General features: G+C 37.2%; 24 protein-coding genes. 22 read left to right on the plus strand and 2 right to left on the minus strand.

Going from position 1 to position 20,111, the window contains the following annotated elements; genetic code table 11:
* Positions 1 to 9: 9 nt before the first annotated feature.
* The 13 genes from lpxC to ACM66U_RS03785 all read left to right on the plus strand — a co-directional run bounded on the left by lpxC (position 10) and on the right by ACM66U_RS03785 (position 10,375).
* Positions 10 to 894, plus strand: coding sequence for a UDP-3-O-acyl-N-acetylglucosamine deacetylase (gene lpxC, locus ACM66U_RS03725; RefSeq protein ID WP_151900795.1), 885 nt, complete (start codon positions 10 to 12; stop codon positions 892 to 894).
* Positions 887 to 1,345: a hypothetical protein gene (locus ACM66U_RS03730; RefSeq protein ID WP_151900794.1), complete on the plus strand. Its 459-nt coding sequence runs from the start codon at positions 887 to 889 to the stop codon at positions 1,343 to 1,345. Before lpxC ends, ACM66U_RS03730 begins: the two co-directional genes overlap by 8 nt.
* 8 nt (positions 1,346 to 1,353) lie before the next feature.
* Positions 1,354 to 2,235, plus strand: coding sequence for a homoserine kinase (gene thrB / locus ACM66U_RS03735; protein ID WP_226068627.1), 882 nt, complete (start codon positions 1,354 to 1,356; stop codon positions 2,233 to 2,235).
* A gap of 30 nt (positions 2,236 to 2,265) precedes the next feature.
* Positions 2,266 to 2,529 (plus strand): DUF448 domain-containing protein, encoded by a 264-nt coding sequence (locus ACM66U_RS03740; RefSeq protein ID WP_151900792.1) that lies wholly within the window; start codon positions 2,266 to 2,268, stop codon positions 2,527 to 2,529.
* On the plus strand, positions 2,513 to 5,173 hold the full coding sequence (infB, locus tag ACM66U_RS03745; protein ID WP_418641166.1) for a translation initiation factor IF-2: 2,661 nt from the start codon (positions 2,513 to 2,515) through the stop codon (positions 5,171 to 5,173). Before ACM66U_RS03740 ends, infB begins: the two co-directional genes overlap by 17 nt.
* 9 nt (positions 5,174 to 5,182) lie before the next feature.
* Positions 5,183 to 5,551 (plus strand): 30S ribosome-binding factor RbfA, encoded by a 369-nt coding sequence (rbfA, locus tag ACM66U_RS03750; RefSeq protein WP_346389552.1) that lies wholly within the window; start codon positions 5,183 to 5,185, stop codon positions 5,549 to 5,551.
* A complete protein-coding gene (locus tag ACM66U_RS03755) occupies positions 5,548 to 6,000 on the plus strand; it encodes a ribosome maturation factor (protein WP_346389553.1) in 453 nt (150 codons plus the stop codon). Before rbfA ends, ACM66U_RS03755 begins: the two co-directional genes overlap by 4 nt.
* Entirely contained in the window at positions 5,991 to 7,001 is a 1,011-nt protein-coding gene (gene ribD, locus ACM66U_RS03760; RefSeq protein WP_418641167.1) for a bifunctional diaminohydroxyphosphoribosylaminopyrimidine deaminase/5-amino-6-(5-phosphoribosylamino)uracil reductase RibD, read from the plus strand. The genes ACM66U_RS03755 and ribD overlap by 10 nt, the downstream gene beginning before the upstream one ends.
* Before the next feature lie 4 nt (positions 7,002 to 7,005).
* Complete coding sequence (gene ubiE / locus ACM66U_RS03765; RefSeq protein ID WP_418641168.1) at positions 7,006 to 7,740, plus strand: bifunctional demethylmenaquinone methyltransferase/2-methoxy-6-polyprenyl-1,4-benzoquinol methylase UbiE; 735 nt, start codon at positions 7,006 to 7,008, stop codon at positions 7,738 to 7,740.
* 247 nt (positions 7,741 to 7,987) lie between these two features.
* Entirely contained in the window at positions 7,988 to 8,230 is a 243-nt protein-coding gene (locus tag ACM66U_RS03770; RefSeq protein WP_151900786.1) for a type II toxin-antitoxin system Phd/YefM family antitoxin, read from the plus strand.
* Entirely contained in the window at positions 8,220 to 8,510 is a 291-nt protein-coding gene (locus ACM66U_RS03775) for a type II toxin-antitoxin system RelE/ParE family toxin (RefSeq protein ID WP_346389556.1), read from the plus strand. Before ACM66U_RS03770 ends, ACM66U_RS03775 begins: the two co-directional genes overlap by 11 nt.
* A 15-nt stretch (positions 8,511 to 8,525) precedes the next feature.
* Complete coding sequence (gene xseA / locus ACM66U_RS03780; protein ID WP_418641169.1) at positions 8,526 to 9,779, plus strand: exodeoxyribonuclease VII large subunit; 1,254 nt, start codon at positions 8,526 to 8,528, stop codon at positions 9,777 to 9,779.
* The gene (locus ACM66U_RS03785; protein WP_418641170.1) at positions 9,776 to 10,375 is read left to right on the plus strand and encodes an FmdE family protein; all 600 of its coding nucleotides are present in this window, start codon (positions 9,776 to 9,778) and stop codon (positions 10,373 to 10,375) included. The genes xseA and ACM66U_RS03785 overlap by 4 nt, the downstream gene beginning before the upstream one ends.
* 10 nt (positions 10,376 to 10,385) lie before the next feature.
* Here the strand turns inward: ACM66U_RS03785 and sppA are convergent, their stop codons facing one another.
* Complete coding sequence (sppA, locus tag ACM66U_RS03790) at positions 10,386 to 11,255, minus strand: signal peptide peptidase SppA (protein WP_418641171.1); 870 nt, start codon at positions 11,253 to 11,255, stop codon at positions 10,386 to 10,388.
* Positions 11,256 to 12,479 (minus strand): aminofutalosine deaminase family hydrolase, encoded by a 1,224-nt coding sequence (gene mqnF / locus ACM66U_RS03795; protein ID WP_418641172.1) that lies wholly within the window; start codon positions 12,477 to 12,479, stop codon positions 11,256 to 11,258.
* Positions 12,480 to 12,572: 93 nt separating this feature from the next.
* Between mqnF and aroQ the strand changes: the two genes are divergently transcribed.
* Genes aroQ through mnmA form a run of 9 tightly spaced genes read left to right on the plus strand, consistent with a single transcriptional unit; the run spans position 12,573 to position 19,774 of the window.
* Complete coding sequence (aroQ, locus tag ACM66U_RS03800) at positions 12,573 to 13,052, plus strand: type II 3-dehydroquinate dehydratase (protein ID WP_151900781.1); 480 nt, start codon at positions 12,573 to 12,575, stop codon at positions 13,050 to 13,052.
* An 8-nt stretch (positions 13,053 to 13,060) separates the two neighbouring features.
* Positions 13,061 to 13,549 (plus strand): 2-amino-4-hydroxy-6-hydroxymethyldihydropteridine diphosphokinase, encoded by a 489-nt coding sequence (gene folK, locus ACM66U_RS03805; RefSeq protein ID WP_418641173.1) that lies wholly within the window; start codon positions 13,061 to 13,063, stop codon positions 13,547 to 13,549.
* Positions 13,546 to 14,826, plus strand: coding sequence for a flagellar biosynthesis protein FlhF (flhF, locus tag ACM66U_RS03810; protein WP_151900779.1), 1,281 nt, complete (start codon positions 13,546 to 13,548; stop codon positions 14,824 to 14,826). Before folK ends, flhF begins: the two co-directional genes overlap by 4 nt.
* The gene (locus ACM66U_RS03815) at positions 14,823 to 15,701 is read left to right on the plus strand and encodes a MinD/ParA family protein (RefSeq protein ID WP_151900778.1); all 879 of its coding nucleotides are present in this window, start codon (positions 14,823 to 14,825) and stop codon (positions 15,699 to 15,701) included. Before flhF ends, ACM66U_RS03815 begins: the two co-directional genes overlap by 4 nt.
* Before the next feature lie 18 nt (positions 15,702 to 15,719).
* A complete protein-coding gene (locus ACM66U_RS03820; protein ID WP_151900777.1) occupies positions 15,720 to 16,055 on the plus strand; it encodes a hypothetical protein in 336 nt (111 codons plus the stop codon).
* Complete coding sequence (locus ACM66U_RS03825; protein ID WP_151900776.1) at positions 16,052 to 16,738, plus strand: RNA polymerase sigma factor FliA; 687 nt, start codon at positions 16,052 to 16,054, stop codon at positions 16,736 to 16,738. Before ACM66U_RS03820 ends, ACM66U_RS03825 begins: the two co-directional genes overlap by 4 nt.
* A 1-nt stretch (position 16,739) precedes the next feature.
* Entirely contained in the window at positions 16,740 to 17,840 is a 1,101-nt protein-coding gene (gene fliM, locus ACM66U_RS03830; RefSeq protein WP_151900775.1) for a flagellar motor switch protein FliM, read from the plus strand.
* Between the two features lie 3 nt (positions 17,841 to 17,843).
* Positions 17,844 to 18,728 (plus strand): flagellar motor switch protein FliY, encoded by an 885-nt coding sequence (gene fliY / locus ACM66U_RS03835; protein ID WP_418641174.1) that lies wholly within the window; start codon positions 17,844 to 17,846, stop codon positions 18,726 to 18,728.
* Positions 18,729 to 18,748: 20 nt separating this feature from the next.
* Positions 18,749 to 19,774: a tRNA 2-thiouridine(34) synthase MnmA gene (gene mnmA, locus ACM66U_RS03840; RefSeq protein ID WP_418641175.1), complete on the plus strand. Its 1,026-nt coding sequence runs from the start codon at positions 18,749 to 18,751 to the stop codon at positions 19,772 to 19,774.
* The last annotated feature ends 337 nt before the right edge of the window (positions 19,775 to 20,111 follow it).

Raw genomic sequence — 20,111 nt, forward strand, 5'->3', positions numbered from 1 at the left:
GGATAACAGATGTATCAAACAACAATCAAAAAAAGTGTGGAGCTTGTCGGGATAGGCTTGCATAAAGGTTCTCCTGTGCGCTTACGATTAGAACCTTTGGAGTCAAACAGCGGTATTGTGTTCTATAGAAGTGATGTGGATGTTTCTATTCCCTTGGTTCCTGCGAATGTTGTTGATACGAAAATGGCGACAGTTATAGGCAAAGATAATTATGTTATTTCTACAATAGAACATCTTTTGTCCGCGGTATATGCATATGGCATTGACAATCTTCGTGTTGTTGTTGATGCGGATGAAGTACCAGTGATGGACGGGAGCAGTGCAAGTTTTTGTATGCTTTTGGATGAAGCGGGCATACAAGAACTCGATATTCCAAAAAAAGTAATGATGATTAAAAAAGAAGTAGAGATAAAAGAAGGGGAAAAATATGTAAAACTTTCTCCTTCTCCTGATTTGAACTATGACTTTACCATTAAATTTCCTCATCCTGTTATTCAGACACAGGCATATGTATTGAAATTTACCAAAGAAAGTTATAAAAATGAGATTGCCCGTGCAAGAACATTCGGATTTTTACATGAAGTACAGTACTTGCGTTCAAAAGGACTTGCTTTGGGCGGCTCACTGGAAAATGCAGTGGTTTTGGATGATAAAAAAATACTTAACCCTGAAGGTTTACGATTCAGTGATGAGTTTGTACGGCATAAAATTTTAGATGCAATTGGAGATATGAGTCTGATTGGAATGAATTTCATAGGAAATTACGAAGCATTGGCAGGAAGTCATGATCTCAATCATAAATTGACACTGGCTCTGCTTAAAGATGCCGACAATTATGAAGTGGTAGAACTTGTCGGTGAAAAAACCAGAGAGTTAGAAAAAGCCTATGCCTAAGGTTGATATTTTATGTATAGCATTGGGTTCACCGATTCTTATTGGTATATATGCAGAGAATAGACTTATAGAAACGATACAGAGCCATGAAAAAAGTTCGGATGCCTTGCCTTTAATTTATAAAGAGATATTTGACAAATATAGTGTGAAAAAACTTTTGTATGCCAATGGACCGGGAAGTTTTATGTCCATCAAAGTAGCCTATATATTTCTAAAATCACTGAGTATATTAAAAAAAATACCGCTTTTTGCAACAGATGCTTTTTATTTTAATAAAAATCAGCCTATCAAAGCGATTGGAAAGCTATATTTTGTTAAAATTAACCAAGAGATAAAAACTCAAAAAATAGAAACAGCACCACAGGCAGATTTTATATTGCCGGATGTGTTGGATTATAAAGAGTTTAGCACAAATACAGCGCCCCTTTATATGATAGGTGCAGTTGGATAGGATAATCAGTGACAATAAGTGTACCGGCAACATCTGCAAACCTCGGACCAGGTTTTGATACTCTGGGTTTGGCAGTAGATTTGAGAAACAGAGTTGAGTTTCATCCCTCGAAATTTTTCAGTGTGAGTATAAAAGGTGAGGGTGAAAACAACCCGAGACTCAAAGGAAACAATCTTTTTATCAGTATTTTTAATGATCATTATTCAAGATTGACAAAAAACAAACAAAATTTCAAATTTACATTTTACAATCAAATTCCAATGTCCCGTGGGCTTGGAAGCTCTTCTGCTGTCATAGTGTCAGCGATTGCTTCTGCGCATGAAGCGGCGGGTATAAGGGTTTCAAAACGCCGTATATTAAATCACGCACTTGTGTATGAGTCGCACCCTGACAATATAACACCTGCTGTGATGGGTGGATTTAATGTTGCAACAGTTGAAAAAAACAAAGTGTTTTCTCAAAAAAAACATCTGCCGGATTATCTCAAAGCTGTAGTTGTCATTCCGAACAAGCAGATGAATACCTCAAAATCAAGGACCGTGCTTCCTAAATCCTATTCGAAAGAGAATGCGGTTTACAACCTTTCTCATGCAGCCTTGACTGTAGCTGCATTTTTTAATGAAGACTGGGAAATGCTGAAACTTGCAGCACAGGACAGATTTCATCAAAAAGCAAGAATGAAAACACTGCCGGAACTTTTTTCTGTACAAAAGGTAGCCTATGAAAGCGGAGCATTGATGAGTACACTTTCAGGGAGCGGTTCTACATTTTTTTCACTTGTTTATGATGAAGATTCTGCGATGATTGCCAACAGAATGAAGCAGAAATTTCCTGACTTTAATGTAAAAGTTTTGAATTTTGATAATGATGGGCTTATAATAGAGCGATAACTCTATTAAATAAAGTAAGATTTAGATATAATGGCAAAAAAATTTCATCAACCAACGAGAATGTGCGTTTCTTGCAGAATAAGAGAACCGCAATGTAATCTATTGAGACTGCAATGTTTTAATGGTGAATTGACAGCATTTGACGGGACGAAAAGAAGTTTTTATTTATGTCAAAGTTGTCTAAAAGAAGAGAAAAAACTTCTTCGAGCTTTAATGCGTCAATGCAAAAGCCCAGATAAAGATAAACTTATGAATAAATTAAAGGAGATCATCACTGATGATAGAAAAAGTTAGAGTACACGAAATTGCAAAAGAGCTGGGAATAGCTTCTAAAGATGTTTTAGAAAAAGCAAAAAAAATGGGTCTTGAAGTGAAATCTGCACAGAGTGTAGTAACAATGGAACAAGCAGAAAGTTTGGCAAATTACATAATGAATGGTGATGATACTGCTGAAGCGCAAAAACCAAAAGTTGTAAAAAAGACATCTAAAAAAGTTAATGATGATACTCCTGAAGAAACAAAAAAAGATGAGCAAGCGACACCTGTAGCACAAGAAGAAGCTGCAACCGAACAACAGAGTGCAGCCAAAACCCAGCCCGAAGTCCAAAAAGAAGCTGAAGTTGAAAAAGAGACAAAAGCTGAAAGTGCAGAAGAAAAAGAGAAAAGTGTTGAAGAGAAAACACTCAAAAAAGAAGAAGCACCGAAAAAAGAGGTGAAGAAAACGACATTAAAGGTTGTGTCGCCATCACTCAGACCTGCTATTAAAAAATCAGGTTTAAAGATTGTTAAAAAGAAAAAACCGAAAGTTGAAGAAACATATAGTATGCCTCAAAAACAGGCATCAGTATCTTCTTATGGAAAAATGAGCGCAGAAGCACTTGAAGAACTGGCCCGTAAAAAGAAATCTACTACAAAACAGGCACCGACATCAAAAAAAGACCAAGGAAAAAAACTTGATATTTTTGGCGGTTCATTGGCTGAAGTATCCATGGATATGGATGATCAGGTAACATTGTTGGATTTAAATGCAACAGAACGCGCTCCAATAGCTCCGGAAGAACCTAGAAAACCAAGAGCGCCGAAACCGGCCGGCAGAAATGCAAACAAAAAACAGGCACCGCGCGGAAGAAAAGTTTCTCGTGACAAAAGAAAAAAATATGCAAAAGCATCTCATGAAGAGGAAATTGTCACACATGTGGAAATTCCTGAAGATATTCGCGTCTATGAGTTTGCCGAAAAACTAAAACGTCCGATGTCAGACATTATAAAAGTCCTTTTTGATCTGGGTATGATGATGACGAAAAACGACTTTTTGGGCGCAGATGAAATTGAAATACTTTCTGAAGAGTTTGGCGTTGAAGTGACTGTCATTGATCCTAAAGATGAATTTAATTATGTTCAGGAAACTGATGAAGAGGATCCTAACGCTGTTGAAAGACCGCCTATTATAACAATTATGGGACATGTTGATCATGGTAAGACTTCATTGCTTGACTCTATACGAAAAGCAAAAGTAACGCAAGGTGAAGCCGGTGGAATTACACAGCATATAGGCGCCTATACGATTGAACAAAAAGGCAAAGCAATTACATTCATAGATACACCGGGACACGCTGCTTTTAGTTCTATGCGTCAACGTGGTACGGATATTACAGATATTGTTATTATTGTTGTTGCTGCTGATGACGGTGTGAAACCGCAAACACTTGAAGTCATAAAAATTGCCAAAGATTCAGGTGTACCGATTATTGTGGCTCTCAATAAAATGGATAAAGAGACGGCAAACCCTGATCTGGTAAAAGGTCAAATGGCTGAACACGGAATTTCTCCTGTTGACTGGGGCGGGGACGTAGAATTTGTTCCTGTGTCTGCAAAAACAGGTATGGGCATTGATGATTTACTTGAAAACATTCTTCTGACTGCAGAGGTCTTAGAACTCAAAGCCAACCCTGAAGCACCGGCAAAAGCAGCAGTTGTTGAATCATCTCTGGAAAAAGGACGCGGTCCTGTTGCAACTGTAATTGTGCAAAACGGAACTTTAAAAGTCGGTAACAATGTAGTCTGTGGCAGTTCGTACGGTCGTGTAAAAGCTCTTATCAATGAGAACGGCAAACAGATTAAAGAGGTCGGACCATCACATACAGCAGTCGTTGTGGGTCTGAATGAAGTTCCTGCAGCCGGTGAAATTATGATGGCAATGAACAGCGATAAAGAAGCCAAAGAGTATGCACAGAAACGTTATGAATACGAGAGAAACAAAGAGCTTTCGAAATCAACGAAATCTACATTGGAAGATATGACTTCTATGATTGCAGAAGGCAAACTCAAATCTCTTAAAGTCGTTCTTAAAACGGATGTTCACGGTTCACTTGAAGCGATTAGAAGTTCATTGACAGAACTCAGAAATGACGAAGTGAAAATTGATGTTATTTCAAGCGGTGTCGGCGGTATTACAGAGAGTGATGTCGAACTGGTAAGCAACTCTGAGAACTGTGTGTTGTTAGGTTTTAATGTCCGTCCGACAGGTTCGGTAAAAGCACTTGCAAAACAGAGAAATGTAGATATCAGAACATACTCGATTATTTATCAGCTTCTTGATGATATGACTGGAATGCTTACAGGTATGATGGCACCGAAATTTACAGAAGAAAATACAGGTCAGGCAGAAGTAAAAGATGTCTTTAAATCACCAAAAGGGATGGTTGCAGGATGTCTTGTAGTTGACGGCAAACTGATTCGCGGCGGACTTGTGCGTGTTATTCGTGAAGGTGTTGTTGCATACGAGGGTGAGCTTGTATCACTCAAACGCTTTAAAGATGATGTTGAAGAAATCGGAAACGGCTATGAATGTGGTGTGATTATCTCTAACTATGATGATGTAAAAGTCGGTGATGTGATTGAAACATTTAAGAAAGTCGAACAAAAAGTATCCCTGTAAAGAAGACAAATGAATGAAGCACAGATAAAGCTGAAAAGAACGGAAGCTCTTTTAGCCGAACTTATTCCCGAAGCACTCAGCCAGCTCAATGACAACCGTTTGCATGAACTCAGTGTCATTGAAGTGAAATGTTCCCGAGGAAGAAGCGACGCAAAAGTTTATATTGACCCGAGTAATTTCAGCGAAGAAGAAAAGAGAGCCTACCTGAAGCAGTTAAGAAAAGCCCGCCCTTTGGTAGAAGATTTTTGTTTGAAAGACCAGGGGTGGTACAGATGCCCAAAACTGGCATTTGAATTTGACGAACAGTTGAAAAAATCTCAAAATATTGAAGATTTGTTTAAAAAAATAGCCAAAGAGCATAAAGGAGAAGCATCATGAGTTTGCAAGGTGATATAGAATCCGTAGTCAAATCAGTAGATTTGGAACTTTATGACACGGTTGTTGTGAATGAAAATGATGAAACAATTTTCAGGGTAAGCGTCATTTCTTCCGAAATAGAAAACGGCAAACGCAAAGGGGTCAGTCTTGATGCCTGCGTAGAGTTAACACATCTGATTTCACCATTGCTTGATGTCACTCCTCCTGTTTCCGGTGAATACAGATTAGAAGTGGGCAGTCCGGGAATTGAGCGAAAACTGACGACGCTTGAGCATTTTAAAAAATCTCTTGGTGAAAATGTTTCTTTGCTTTTGGATGAAAAAGAAAAACTCAAAGGGAAACTTGTCAAGGTTGAGGGAAGTAAAGTCTTTATTGAAAAAGATGGAGAAATGCACGAAGTTGATTTTAATGCCATAAAAAAAGCAAAAACTTACTTTGAATGGAAATAGATCATAGTTTTTATATGAACCTTGCCATTGACGAGGCTTGGAAATATCAAGGATTAACCTATCCCAACCCTGCAGTCGGTTGCACTGTAAGAGGCGAACACGGTGAAATTTTAGCGGTTGAATCACACCATAAAGCGGGTGAGCCTCATGCTGAAGTCAATGCTCTTAAATCTGCATACTATAAACTTACTCAAAACAAAGTAATACTCAAACTTCACGACTCTGAAAAAATTCATACTTTTTTACTCCAAAATCATAAAAATATTTTTAAAAACTGTTCTCTTTATTCTACGCTGGAGCCTTGTTCACATGTAGGAAAAACACCCTCCTGTGCAAATTTAATAGCAAATCTCGGTATAAAAAACATTTATATCGGGGCAGAAGACATAAATACCATTGCAGCCAAAGGCAATGAAATCTTAGCAAAGAGCGGGTTACATGTAACCTTACATGTAGAAGAACAAAAATGTAAAGATTTGCTTTTACCCTTTTTGAAATTTATGAAAAATAATTTTGTTTTTTTCAAGTGGGCACAAAGGCTTAACGGTACAACAGATGGGGGAATTGTAAGTTCTGAGGCATCAAGAAAAAATGTCCATGCTATGCGTAATGTATGTGATCTGCTCGTCATCGGCGGCAATACGGTCCGCAGTGACAGACCGACACTTGATGCGAGACTTGTGAATGGAAAAGCACCTGATATTTTAATACTTTCACGTGAAAAAGATTTTGACAGAACAATTCCTCTTTTTAGTGTGCCAAATCGAAAAGTAACTATAGCAAGTGATTTTTCAGTGCTCAAAAACTATAAAAATATTATGATAGAGGGAAGTGAAAAAATGTACGGACTCAGCCGTGATATTACTGATTATTATTTATGCTATCTTGCTCCTGGTTTTGGCGGAAAAGAAGGCTTTGAAAACATTGAAGATAAATTCGACATTTTAAATGCAGGCAAAGAAGCAGAAGATATAATACTGTGGATGAAAAGAAGGATATAAGTTTATGAGCATTTTAGACCAAAAAGGTGATGTAAAACAAGAAAAAATCGTTTCTATGTTTGATGATATCGCAGCAACGTATGATACGGCAAACCGTGTGATGAGCATGGGTGTGGATATTTCATGGCGCAAAAAAGCCTGTGATCTGGCTTTTGAGTATTACGGCAAAAAAAGTATTGATAAAATTGTAGATGTTGCCTGCGGTACCGGAGATATGATGGGTTACTGGAAGAAACAGTCGCAAAAATCCGGTGTCAATATCAGTGAATTTGTAGGTGTTGATCCATCCAACGGTATGGTCGATGTTGCCCGTAAAAAATTTCCAGATTTTTCGTATCACATTGCAAAAGCAACCCAAATTCCTCTTGAAGATGCAAGTACAGATTTTTTAAGTATCACCTACGGCATTCGCAATGTTGTTGAGCGTCAAGAAGCATTTGATGAATTTAATCGTGTCCTTAAAAAAGAGGGACTTGTTGTCATATTAGAATTTATGAAAGATGAGAACAAAAACATTCTTAAAAAAATCCGCGATATTTACATGCACAAAATTCTTCCCTATGTGGGCGGTGCAATTTCCAAAAATTTGGAAGCTTACACCTACTTACCGGACTCTATTGAGAATTTTGTAACCATACAGGGCATGCAAAAAGAACTGGAGAATGCAGGTTTTGAAATGCTCCACACCCAAAGTTTTTCCATGGATATCTCAACACTGCTTATTGCTCGTAAAAAGTAGTTACTATTTAAAATCTAAACTTTTGTTTTAATGCCCTGAAGTTATGCAAATTTTTTGGAACCCGTACTTCAGTGCGGGCTTTGTATTTCTAAGTTACACTTTAGCGTTTAAAACCTAAATTCCAAGGAAATATTAAGTTTTTTCTTACATTAATGGTAGTGAAACTTTTGTCTGGAGCGTATATACAGTCATTTTATAGAGTTGTAAAATATAACAAAATATTGTACAATTTTATAAAGGATTGATTATGCAAGCTGTAAATTACTCTTATGCAAGGAATAATTTAAAATCTATTATTTCTGAGGTATGCCAAAAAGATGAAGAATGTCTCATCACAAGTAAAAATAATCAAAATGTGGTATTGATACCTCTTAATCATTATAATCAAATAAAAGAAGAGATTAAAAAATCACTTCAAAATATAAAAGATGGTGATTTATTTAGTGTAGATGAGGCATTTGAAAAAGTTTTTGTAAAATATGAAGATTAAAGTTTTATTTACTTCAAATGCAGTACATAAGCTTGATAAGATTGCAGATTATATTTATGAAAAAACCCAATCAAAGAAATTAACACGGAATTATTTAAAAAAATTACGTGAATTTCTTGCTTCTACATTACAAAATTTTCCAAAAGCGGGGCGGCCTGCTGATGAAATCTATAAAAATACGAGAAAATTAGTTTATCAAAGTTATTCAATCATATATAGTTATGATGAAGAAGATCATATTGTTTATATATTGACACTTTACAGAGAAAACTTACCTTGAAAAATGGAATATAATATGCACACACTCAGCGTTTCATCACTCAACGAACAGATAAAAACTGTTCTTGAAAGCACCTTTGAACGTGTTTTTGTCGAGGGTGAACTCTCTCGCATTACTTTTCACAACTCAGGACATATCTATTTTACACTTAAAGACAAAGACTCGGCTGTAAGCTGTGTGATGTTTCGGGGAAATGCTTCAAAGCTGAGATTTCGTCTTGAAGAGGGGATGAAGGTTATCATAGATGGAGCTGTGACACTCTATAAACCGCGCGGAAGTTATCAAATTAACTGTTTTTCCATTGAGCCTGCCGGACAAGGGGCTTTGGCATTGGCATATGAACAGCTCAAACAAAAGCTCTCTGCGCAAGGCTATTTCGCTCCAGAGAGAAAAAAAGAACTTCCGAAATTTCCATCCCGTATTGCACTGATTACTTCAGGGACCGGTGCAGCACTGCAAGATATGCTGCGCGTAGCAAATTCACGATACAGACTTTTGGAAATTGATGTCTATGATGTGCTTGTTCAAGGCGAAGGTGCTGCATTTTCTATAGTAAATGCTCTCAAAGTCGCCGATACAAAAGGGTATGATATTATAGTCATAGGTCGCGGCGGCGGAAGTATTGAAGATTTGTGGGCATTTAATGAAGAGAGTGTTGCTGATGCTCTTTTTCATGCAAAAACACCGGTAGTCTCGGCTGTCGGGCATGAAATTGACTGGGTAATCAGTGATTTTGTGGCAGACCTGCGTGCCCCGACACCCAGTGCTGCTATGGAGATGATACTGCCTGACACCAATGAACTCTATCAGTATTTAGACTCTTTATCAACACAGTTAACCCAAAAAATAACCCATAAAGTATATAATCTACAGCAAGAACTGTTACATGTAAAGAACTCTTATCTCCAACATTCAGTGGAAAAAAAATTACAATATCGGGTTGATGAGATTAAAAAACTGCAAAAAGATTTTGCGCAGGCAATTACCTTTCGTCTGCAAAATTATAAAAAAGAAGTGGATTCATTACAGCAACGATTTCCGCAAACAATTCAGAGCGTGTTAAATATTGCGCAAAATCAACTTTTAAACCTGCAAAAAATGCTAGAATCCAATAATCCAAAATACAAAAATAAAAAAGGCTTTGCACAGATTGTAAAGGATTCACAGGTAGTGGATTTGTCTTCACTCAATGTAGATGATGTATTTGAAGCTCAGAGTGATACATATATAGTCAGTGCAAAAGTCTTAAAAAAGGAAAAAATCAGATGAATTATCCACAATTTTTTGATGCCGTACAAAGTATACCACTCAAAGACCCTTTGGCGCAGGTTTTAGGCGCTTTTGAAAACGGAGAATATGAAATAACATACTTAGAAGTTGTCAAAGCAGCAGGGCACTCCTGCCCGACAGTGGCCGGTGCTTACATTATGGCAAGCGAGGCTTTAAAAGCTTTATACCCAAATCAGCGAGCCGTGCGCGGTACTATAAAAGTAGAGTTTAAAGAGTCTATAGAAGAGGGCGTTGCCGGAGTGATAGGCAATGTTATTTCACATATTACAGGTGCAACGGAAAAAAGCGGATTTAAAGGATTAAACGGACAGTTTGCACGCCATTCTTTGATGTTTTTCAATGCAAATATAGACGCATCTGCAAGATTTACAAGAGCAGATACGGGAAAAAGTGTAGATGTAAATTATAATCCTTCGACGGTATCGGCTTCACCGGATATGATGCCGTTAATGCAAAAATTGACAAGCGGAGCAGCCAGTCCTGAAGAAATCAAACATTTTGGTGAATTATGGCAAGAGAGAGTAAAAAGAATTTTTGAAAACTTAGAAGAAGTCGTCGAAGTTACGGAGTTGTAAACTCTGTAACTTATTTTAAAATCAGATCAGGGAAGTAGGTATTTAATATTACAGCCGTTGAGGCGGAGAGTTTTTTGAGCAGTTTGTCAAACTTGTCTTCTTTGTTCCATACAGGATGCAAAACACCGCTTAGCTTTGCCAAGGCGTTTTTTGCATCAAATTCGACCCCGATATTGTCAATGAGACCGACTTTTTTTGCCTGTGCTGCCGTAAATATATGGGCATTTGCATAGGTGTCTCTTTTGTTAAAATCCAAATGTCTTGCATCGGCAACATCTTTCGTAAACATATCATATGTTCCTTGAATGACCTTGTTTAACTCAGCGACTTCATACTTTTTCCATGGCCGGTCAGGTGTGCCTATCTGTTTGTAGCGTCCGGCTTTTACTACCTGTGTTTTGATACCGAGTTTTTGCATGATGCCGCTTAAATCGGCACCCTGCATAATCACACCGATGCTGCCTATCATACTGCCTGGGTTTGCTATGATTTTATCAGCCCATATACTTGCATAATAGCTTCCGCTTGCCATGGTGCCTTTGGCATAGGCTATGACAGGCTTTTGCTCTTTTAGTCTTTTGATGGCATACGCGATTTCGACAGAAGGTGAAACGGCACCACCGGGAGAATCGACAATGAACAAGACACCTTTTACAGTACTGTTGTTTGCGGCTTTATTTATTTTTTGTACAACTTCTCCGGCATCCATAATCGGACCGCTGAGATTGATTTTTTCCAAATTATAGCTTGTGAACTCTTTTTCACTTGCCGGAGCAAAAAGTAAAATCAAAATCAGCACAAAGAGCATGGCTTTGAAATGATTTTGGATATAGTTCATAATTGCTGCGATGGGAGAAAATATCTTTTTCAGTAATTCCATTTATTCATTTCCTTTTGCAAGTTTTCCGTTAATGAAAACTTTTGAGATATTATAGCGATGCAGTATTAAATGAATGGCTAACTCTTCATTTGGTTCGGCATCCAGGTCAAGAACAAGCATATCTGCATTTTTGCCTTCTAAAATTTCTCCCGTATTGAGTCCCAGTGCCTGGGCGGCATGGACGGTGACTCCTTTTATAAGTTGTTTTGCGAATTCCAAGAGAGGCGCATTACTGTGCATAAAAAGAGAAATTTTCATCTCTTCAAACAGATCAAGCTGATAGTTTGAGCTTAAACCGTCAGTCGCAACAATCCAGCGAATCTTTTTTTCATCTAGTTTTTTGATATTGAGTGTAGGATTGCCAAGGAGTCTGTTGGATATAGGGCAGTGAATGATAGTGTGATTCTGCTCGGCAATCTTTTCTAACTCTTCTTCGTTTGTTTTGACCGCATGTGTGAGCAGTGCTTCAAAACCGTCAAAATAGTTCAAAAACTCTTTGGCATCACTGATGCTTCTGTCCTGTTTGAGCAGTGTTTTAAAAAATTCCTTAAAATCACCGCTGCTTGAATCAAGCCAGTTGCGTTCGGCTTCACTTTCCATAAAATGTGCCGTAAGTTTTAGATTTTCATTTTTAACAATCTCGAGAGCTTTTTGTATAAGAATCGGGTGAACAGAGTAGGGGGAATGAATAGCAACTGCAGGATAAAATCCTTCCCTTTGAACAGCTTTTGAGGCATCGAGCCGTGCAAGAAAATCACTAAAAAGAGCATCCGCCATCCCTGCCTGTGAACCGATAAGTTCATTGAAAAATACAACATTCTGTTGAGCGTTTATACATGCTTCAAGATCCATGGCATGAGAACTTATGGCACCAAAGGTTGTGATACCGCTTGTAAGCATGGCATCTATTGCTTTGTCCATACATGTAAGGTCACAGCCTGCGATAAGGTCTTCACGATTTTCTATAACACTGTAGAGCCAGTTTAAGAAATCACCGTAACTGAGCTGGTTTTTATTGGCAGAGAACTCTACATGTACATGAGCATTGATAAGGCCGGGCATAAGCAGAGAATTTTTTTGCAACTGTATGATTTCTGCTTCTGGAAATTTCTGCTCCAGTTCTTCTAAAACACCTATGCAGCGGATAGTTTTGTCAAATGCAATTGCCTTGTCTGTAAGGAGTATATCCGGTGTTAAAATATAATTGGGAACGAGTATTGTCATCTTTTTTTCTTTTTTTCAAATTATACACTTTTTTTAATATTAGTTTGGATAAAATAGTCCTTCAGAAGATAAATCATCATAATAAGGGTAAAAATGAAAATAGTAGTTATTCAAGGTCCAAATTTAAACATGCTCGGAATCCGTGAACAAAATATTTACGGTCCGATGAAGTTAGAGCAGATTCATGCACAGATGAAAGATGTAGCAACCCAAAACGGTGTGGAAATAGAATTTTTTCAAAGCAACCTCGAAGGTGAAATTGTAGATAAAATTCAGGAGTGCTACGGTGAAGCACAGGGATTGATTATCAATGCTGCTGCCTATACGCATACTTCTATTGCAATTCGTGATGCGATTTCTGCCGTAAGCCTGCCTACCATAGAAGTACATATCAGCAATATTCACCGACGTGAAGAATTTAGACAAAAAAATATGATTGCACCTGTCTGCACATCATCTGTTGTCGGTTTCGGACCTTTTGGCTACCATTTGGCTATGATGGGTATGCTTCAGATTATGAACGAAATCAAAGCGGCCCAAGAAGCGCAGGCGCAAGCACAGAAACAGGCCTAAGTCTTTACATGTACAGAAAATGCAAGATAAACAAAAGATTGACCTCTTTTTACAACTTGCATTTCCCTTATACTGCCCGTGGCAAAAGTCGGCATAGATATGAAACTGTTGTAGGTATTGGTGGAAATGTCGGAGATGTACGTCGAAGATTTGAACATCTTCTTGTGGTGTTGCAAAAAGACAAAAGAGTATCAGTAGTAAAAACATCATTGATTTTAAAAAATCCTCCTTTTGGCTATACAGACCAGGATGATTTTTTCAACTCAATACTTGTTTTAAAAACTTCAATGCAGCCAAGAGTTTTTTTACGCTATTTACTGGGATTGGAAAAAAAATTTGGCAGAAAAAGAACTTTTGAAAATGCACCAAGGACGCTAGATTTGGATATTATATTTTTTGATAACCGTACAATACATACACAAGATTTAATTGTGCCACATCCTTTTTATACGCAAAGAGAAAGTGTAATGATACCTTTGTCAGGTGTTGGTAGATGAAAATATTGACATTTACCGGGCGCAGTCCGTCAGAGGCACTCAAAAAAGCAAAAATGGAAATTGGGGATGAGGGGATGCTCATTGAAACCAAAGAGATTCAAAAAAAAGCTTTAGGCAGAGAAGCCCTCTATGAGATAGTAATCGGTATAGATGAAGAAATGATTCCGGCTACTTATAAAAAAACAAAAAAACCGCTTTCCAAACAGCAACCGCTCAAAGAAGAGAGTCGGGAAATACTTTTTGATATTTCCAATGCGGCACAACAAATTTCTAAAATTTCAAATGTGACCGATCCTTTGGAGAACCTATATCAGCCTTCACCGTTGCAACAAACAGCTGCTTCTGTTGAACCCAAAGAGCTAAAAGAGATAAAGTCTGAAATCAATAAACTGACAGATAAGGTAAAAATTATTCAAAATATGTTTTGGGATGAAAAGTCACCAAATCTTTCAAGTCAAATTCCGTCGGAATTTTCTGAAATTTATCGTCTTGCCTCACAAAGCGGAATGAACAGGGAACATCTGGATACTCTTATGCAGGTTACTTTGGAACATATGCCGTTGAAAATGCGAGAAAACTCTTCCACCGTAAAAAGGTATTTTCAAACAATACTTCGAAAAATGGTTCCTATCCGAAGAGAAACACTGCCTAATATAGGTGCGAAAAAAGTTATTATGCTTGTCGGACCAACAGGTGTGGGAAAGACAACTTCTATTGCCAAACTTGCTGCCAGATACTCTTTTTTAATGGAAAAAAAGTACAAAGTCGGACTGGTTGTGCTTGACACCTATCGTATAGGGGCAGTCGAGCAGTTGATGCAGTATGCACGAATGATGAAACTTGGAATTGAAACAGTTGTTGACCCTCCAGAGTTCTCAAGCGCTCTGGAATCTCTCAAATATTGTGATTATATATTGATTGATACAATGGGATCGAGTCCTTATGACAGAGTGAAAATTGAAAAAATATATGAGTGTCTGAATGCAAACAACACGCAATACAATGTGGATGTAGTACTGGTAATGCCAAGTTCAATTAAATATGAAGACTTAAAAGTGACCTATGACAGCTTTTCAACACTGGGCGTAGATACACTGATGTTTACAAAGCTGGATGAGACAATGGGTTTTGGAAATATTTTTTCGCTGGCTTATGAAACAAAAAAACCGATAAGTTATTTTTCTGTAGGTCAGGAAGTACCGGAAGATTTAGTATGTGCGAGCAGTGATTTTTTAATTGAGTGTCTTTTGAACGGATTTAACAGGAGTAAGGTATGATTGGGAATCAGGCGCAAAAGCTTGAAGAACTGGTTGCTTCAAATTCCCAAAAGAAAAAATCAAAAAAAACACGTTTTATCGCAATTACAAGCGGTAAAGGCGGGGTAGGCAAAAGTACTATAAGTTCAAACCTTGCCTATGCGTTGTCTCAGCAGGGTTTGAATGTGGGAATATTTGATGCAGATATAGGACTGGCCAATCTGGATGTTATGTTTAATGTAAAAATCAAAAAAAACATTTTACATGTACTCAAAGGTGAGGCGACGGTTAGCGATATTTTAATTCCTATTACCCGTAATCTTATTCTTATTCCTGGTGAGAGTGGTGATGAAATATTAAAATATTCCGATATGGCACTGTTTGACAGATTTATGCAAGAAGCACAGGTTTTGAACAAACTTGATGTAATGATTATAGATACGGGAGCCGGGATTGGAGAGCATATTCAAATGTTTTTAAATGCGGCAGATGATGTAATTGTTGTAACCGTTCCCGATCCTGCAGCAATTACCGATGCATATGCAACGATTAAAACAATTGCGACACTCAGAAATGATGTATTTATGATAATGAATCAGGTGAAAAATGAAAAAGAGGCTTTTGGTGTTTTTGAAAAAATTAAAAAAGTTGCCAAGGCAAATATAGGTGAAAAACTGGATTTGCAGTTGATTGGGAAAATGAATGCTGATGCAAAAGTCTCAACATCCGTAAAGCAGCGTGCACTTTTTAGAATGCTTTATCCTGCATCACAGCCGAGCAAAGACATAGATGCAATTGTGCGTAAAATTACACAAAAGCTGGAACGAAATGTGCTGGTTACATCCAATGAAAGTGGATTGTCAGGTCTGTTTAAAAGATTAATGGATCATTTTTAAGTCTTATTTGGGGTAGTTATGTTTGGTGAAAACTTTGTTTATTTTTTTACTGTTCAAGGGTTTTTTGTAGGAATAATCTTTGGGTTGTTAAAATCTTTTGATGCTGAAGGGTTATTACTTTATACATTTTTTATTACCATCTTTTTTTATCTTTTTTCACATGTAATTGTTGCACTTTATTACAGAACGATAACGGTTAAAGCCTATAATTTTCCAAAAGAAACCCATGAAACAGAACTAGATGTTTTTGTAAAAGAGATAAACAAAAGAGAAAAACTGATAGACTCAGCGTGTAAAATTACAGATATTGCTGTCAAAATGAACTCTGAAGATGTAGCCGGACAAAAATTATGACAAAAAATGCCTACCTTCAAGATCTCAAACACAAAGAAGATGAACTGGCACTGCAATATCTTCCTGCCGTAAAAGCAATGGCTTTTCGGCTCAAAGAGCGGCTTCCAAGTTCGGTGGATTTTAGTGATCTTTCAGCAATCGGGACAGAAGAACTTATAAAACTGGCAAGGCGATATGATGAAAAGCTCAATGACTCTTTTTGGGGCTATGCAAAAAAAAGAGTTTATGGTGCAATGCTTGACTATTTGAGAAGTCTGGATATTTTAAGCCGTGCCAGCCGTAAACTTGTAAAAGCTATAGATTATGCAGTTCAGGAATATATGCTGACACATGACGAAGAACCGAGTGATGAAGAACTGGCAGATATACTGGGCGAAAGTATTGAAAAAGTTCATGAAGCACGCATCGCTTCAAATATTTATACAGTCATGCCTCTGCATGATCAGTTGCAAATTGGTGATGAGGGTGCAGCGCTTGTTCAAATTGAAAAAGAAGAGTTGATTGGCGTAATAAAAAAAGTTCTTTCCTCTTATAAAGAGAGAGAACAGATGATAATTCAGCTATACTACTTTGAAGAGTTGACTTTAAAAGAAATTAGTGATATTTTAGATATAACTGAGTCCCGTATCTCACAAATTCACAAGTCTGTAATCCAAAAAATTAAAGAGAGTATAGGAGCATAACATGGCAGATATACTATCACAGGAAGAAATCGATGCGCTTTTGGATGTTGTTGAAGATGAAGGTGAAAATGTCTTAGAGAGTGATGAAGATGCTCTTTTGCCTCAACGGCAGGTAACTCTCTATGATTTTAAACGTCCAAACAGGGTTTCAAAAGAGCAGCTTCGTGCATTTCGCGGTGTTCATGACAAAATGGCCAGAAGTCTGGCTTCTCAGATATCTTCAATTATGCGTTCTATTGTTGAAATACAGCTTCACTCTGTTGATCAGATGACCTATGGTGAATTTTTGATGAGTTTGCCAAACCCTACAAGTTTTAATGTATTTTCGGTGAAGCCTCTTGAGGGAAGCGGCATTATAGAAATCAATCCTTCCATTGCTTTTCCTATGCTTGACAGATTGCTTGGAGGAAAAGGAGAACCTTTCGATGCAAGTCGGGAATTTTCAGATATAGAACTCAGCCTGTTTGAAACAATACTTCGTGTTATGATGAGCACGCTAAAAGAGGCATGGGCTCCTGTTATGGAAATTTATCCGGCAATAGAATCCAAAGAATCTTCTCCGAATGTCGTTCAAATTGTTGCACAAAACGAAATTGTTGTTATGGTGGTAATGGAAATCATCATAGGGCACAGTTCCGGTATGATGAATATATGCTATCCTGTTATCTCATTGGAACCTGTTTTGCCAAAACTTGCAAGCCGTGATTTAATGTTAAACGAAACAAGTTCTAAAAAAAGCAGAAATATGGAGCTGAAGGTTCTTCTCGGTGGGGCAAAAGTAAATGTAGAAGCAAATTTGGGTGATGCAGATTTAACTATGCATGATATACTTGAATTGAAAATCGGTGATGTAATCAGGCTCTCAAGTGCTGCAGATGACATTGTGACTGTTGCAGTAGATGGAAAAGAGAGATTTCGTGGTGAAATAGGACTGCGGAGGTTCAGAAAATCAATTAGTATTACAGAGATTATTGAAACAGAAAAAGATACCGTCAAGCGTGCACTTGAGAATTTAGAAAAACAAAGACACGAAAAAATTTCCGGGGTTAAAGATATAATTCATGAAGGTGAAACGGAATTTGAAAACAAATATGAGGAGTAAAAAATGAGTGACTTTATAAAACTATTTGAAGATGAAACAGTTGGTACTATTGAAGCACTTATTGGAACTGCTCCAACTTTAGAGTTAAAAGAAGAACAGGAATTAAGCATCATTTCAAACATTGTTCCGCCAATTGTTTTGGTAAAAATCAAGGTAAGCGGAGATGTGGATGCAGAGGCAATGGTAGCGTTACCACCAAATCTGGCAGCATCACTTTCAGATATGATGATGGGTGAAGAAGCCAGTGAGAGAGAAGATGTAAGCGAAGACGATATGGATGCTACAAAAGAGATAGTATCAAATATTTTTGGTGCTATTGCAAATACGCTTTCTGCTCAAAAAGAGTTGCCTGTTTTGTCTTTCAGTATTGAAAATATAGAATTGGTCGGCGATAATGATGAAGTAAGTCTCGAAGCTTTCAGCAGAATGTATGTATATAAGTTTAACCTGGAATCCGTGCATTCATTACTGATGTTTATTATAGATGAAAAATTAAAAAATGTCCTGTTTCCAGCAGAATCTTCAGAAGAAACAGTAAATGCACATGACCATGCGAGCAGTGCCGATACTTCGGAACATGTAATATCAAATTGTGAAGAAGATATTACCTTGAGCAGTGAAGAGATGAAAAACATTGCTCTTATTATGGATGTAAAACTTCCTGTAAAGGTAAGAATCGGGAAAAAAAGAATGTTGCTAAAAGATGTACTGAATATGGATATCGGCTCGGTTATTGAATTGAACCAACTGGCAAATGATCCGTTGGATATTTTGGTAGATAATCATGTGATAGCACAGGGTGAAGTAGTTATTGTAGATGGTAACTTTGGAATACAAGTAACAACGATAGGCACGAAAAAAGAAAGATTAACACAGCTTAAAGGTTAATAAGAAAGTTTGAGGATATAATGAAAGAAAAAGTTTTAGTAGGAATGAGTGGAGGGGTTGATTCAACAATTACTTCTTTATTGTTAAAAGAGCAAGGGTATGAAGTTGAAGGATTATATATGAAACTTCATTCAAAACCCGGATATCATGAAATTCACCAGGCACGTGCACAAAAAGCTGCTGACTTTGTCGGTATTAAATTGCATGTACTGGATTTACAAAAAACATTTAATGAAAAAGTATTTCAACCGTTTATTGATACATACGCTGAAGGAAAAACTCCAAATCCGTGTGCCCTGTGCAACAGAAATCTTAAGTTTGGTGAAATGATAAAATTCGCTGATGAAATCGGTGCAGAGTATTTGGCAACCGGACATTATATTAAAACAGATGGAAAGTATCTCTACTCTGCAGATGATGATACAAAAGATCAAAGTTATTTTCTTTTTTATATTAACAGAGAAATTCTACCAAGATTAAAATTTCCATTAGGTGAAAGACATAAAAAAGATATAAAAGCGTTGGCTGCATCCATAAAAGGATTGGAATCATTTTCATCTCAGGCAGAATCAAGTGAAATCTGTTTTGTGGAAACAACATATACGGACCTTTTAAAAGACTATGTTCAGGTTGATCAGCCGGGAGAAGTTCTTGATCAAAATGGCAATGTTATAGGTGAACATAAGGGATATATGCACTATACGATTGGAAAGCGTAAAGGCTTTACAGTATATGGTGCCCATGATCCTCATTTTGTACTGAGTATTAATCCGAAAAAAAATCAAATAGTTGTCGGGAAAAAAGAAGATCTGGCATGTTATGATGTGAAACTCAATAATCTCAATATGTTTGATGACAGAAAAGAGTTTGACACAACAGTGAAACTGCGTTACAGAACTAAAGCAGTCAAGTGCCATGTAAAAATAGAAGCAGATGTAGCCTATCTGAAACTCGAAGAGAGTGTATTCGGTGTTGCAGTCGGACAGGCCGCGGTATTTTATGATGATGATAAACTTATAGGCGGCGGCTGGATTATAGAGTCTTAGCTGCCAACAAACTTCTATAAAAAGTAACAAATAAAAAACTTCAAAAACTTTTTAAAAAACCCACCAAAGATTAAGCAGTCTCTAAGCAATACTCCCCTATAATTCCCATCCACAAACAGAGAGACCTTGTTTAAAAGGCCTGAAGAGACTTCGAGTAGAAGCTTTTAAAAATGTTTGAGATCATTGAAAACTAAGCAAGTAAGAGACTTTTTAACTTTAGAGTTAAAGAGATAAATTACTTAGAAATAACTAATAAACAACAACCGTCTATTCTATTTTGAAATCCATACAGGCTTGCCTGTATGGTTCCCTTAATAGTAATAGATAACTATACAGT

Source organism: Sulfurimonas sp. ST-27 (assembly GCF_048081595.1).
GTDB classification, from domain to species: Bacteria; Campylobacterota; Campylobacteria; order Campylobacterales; family Sulfurimonadaceae; genus Sulfurimonas; species Sulfurimonas hydrogeniphila.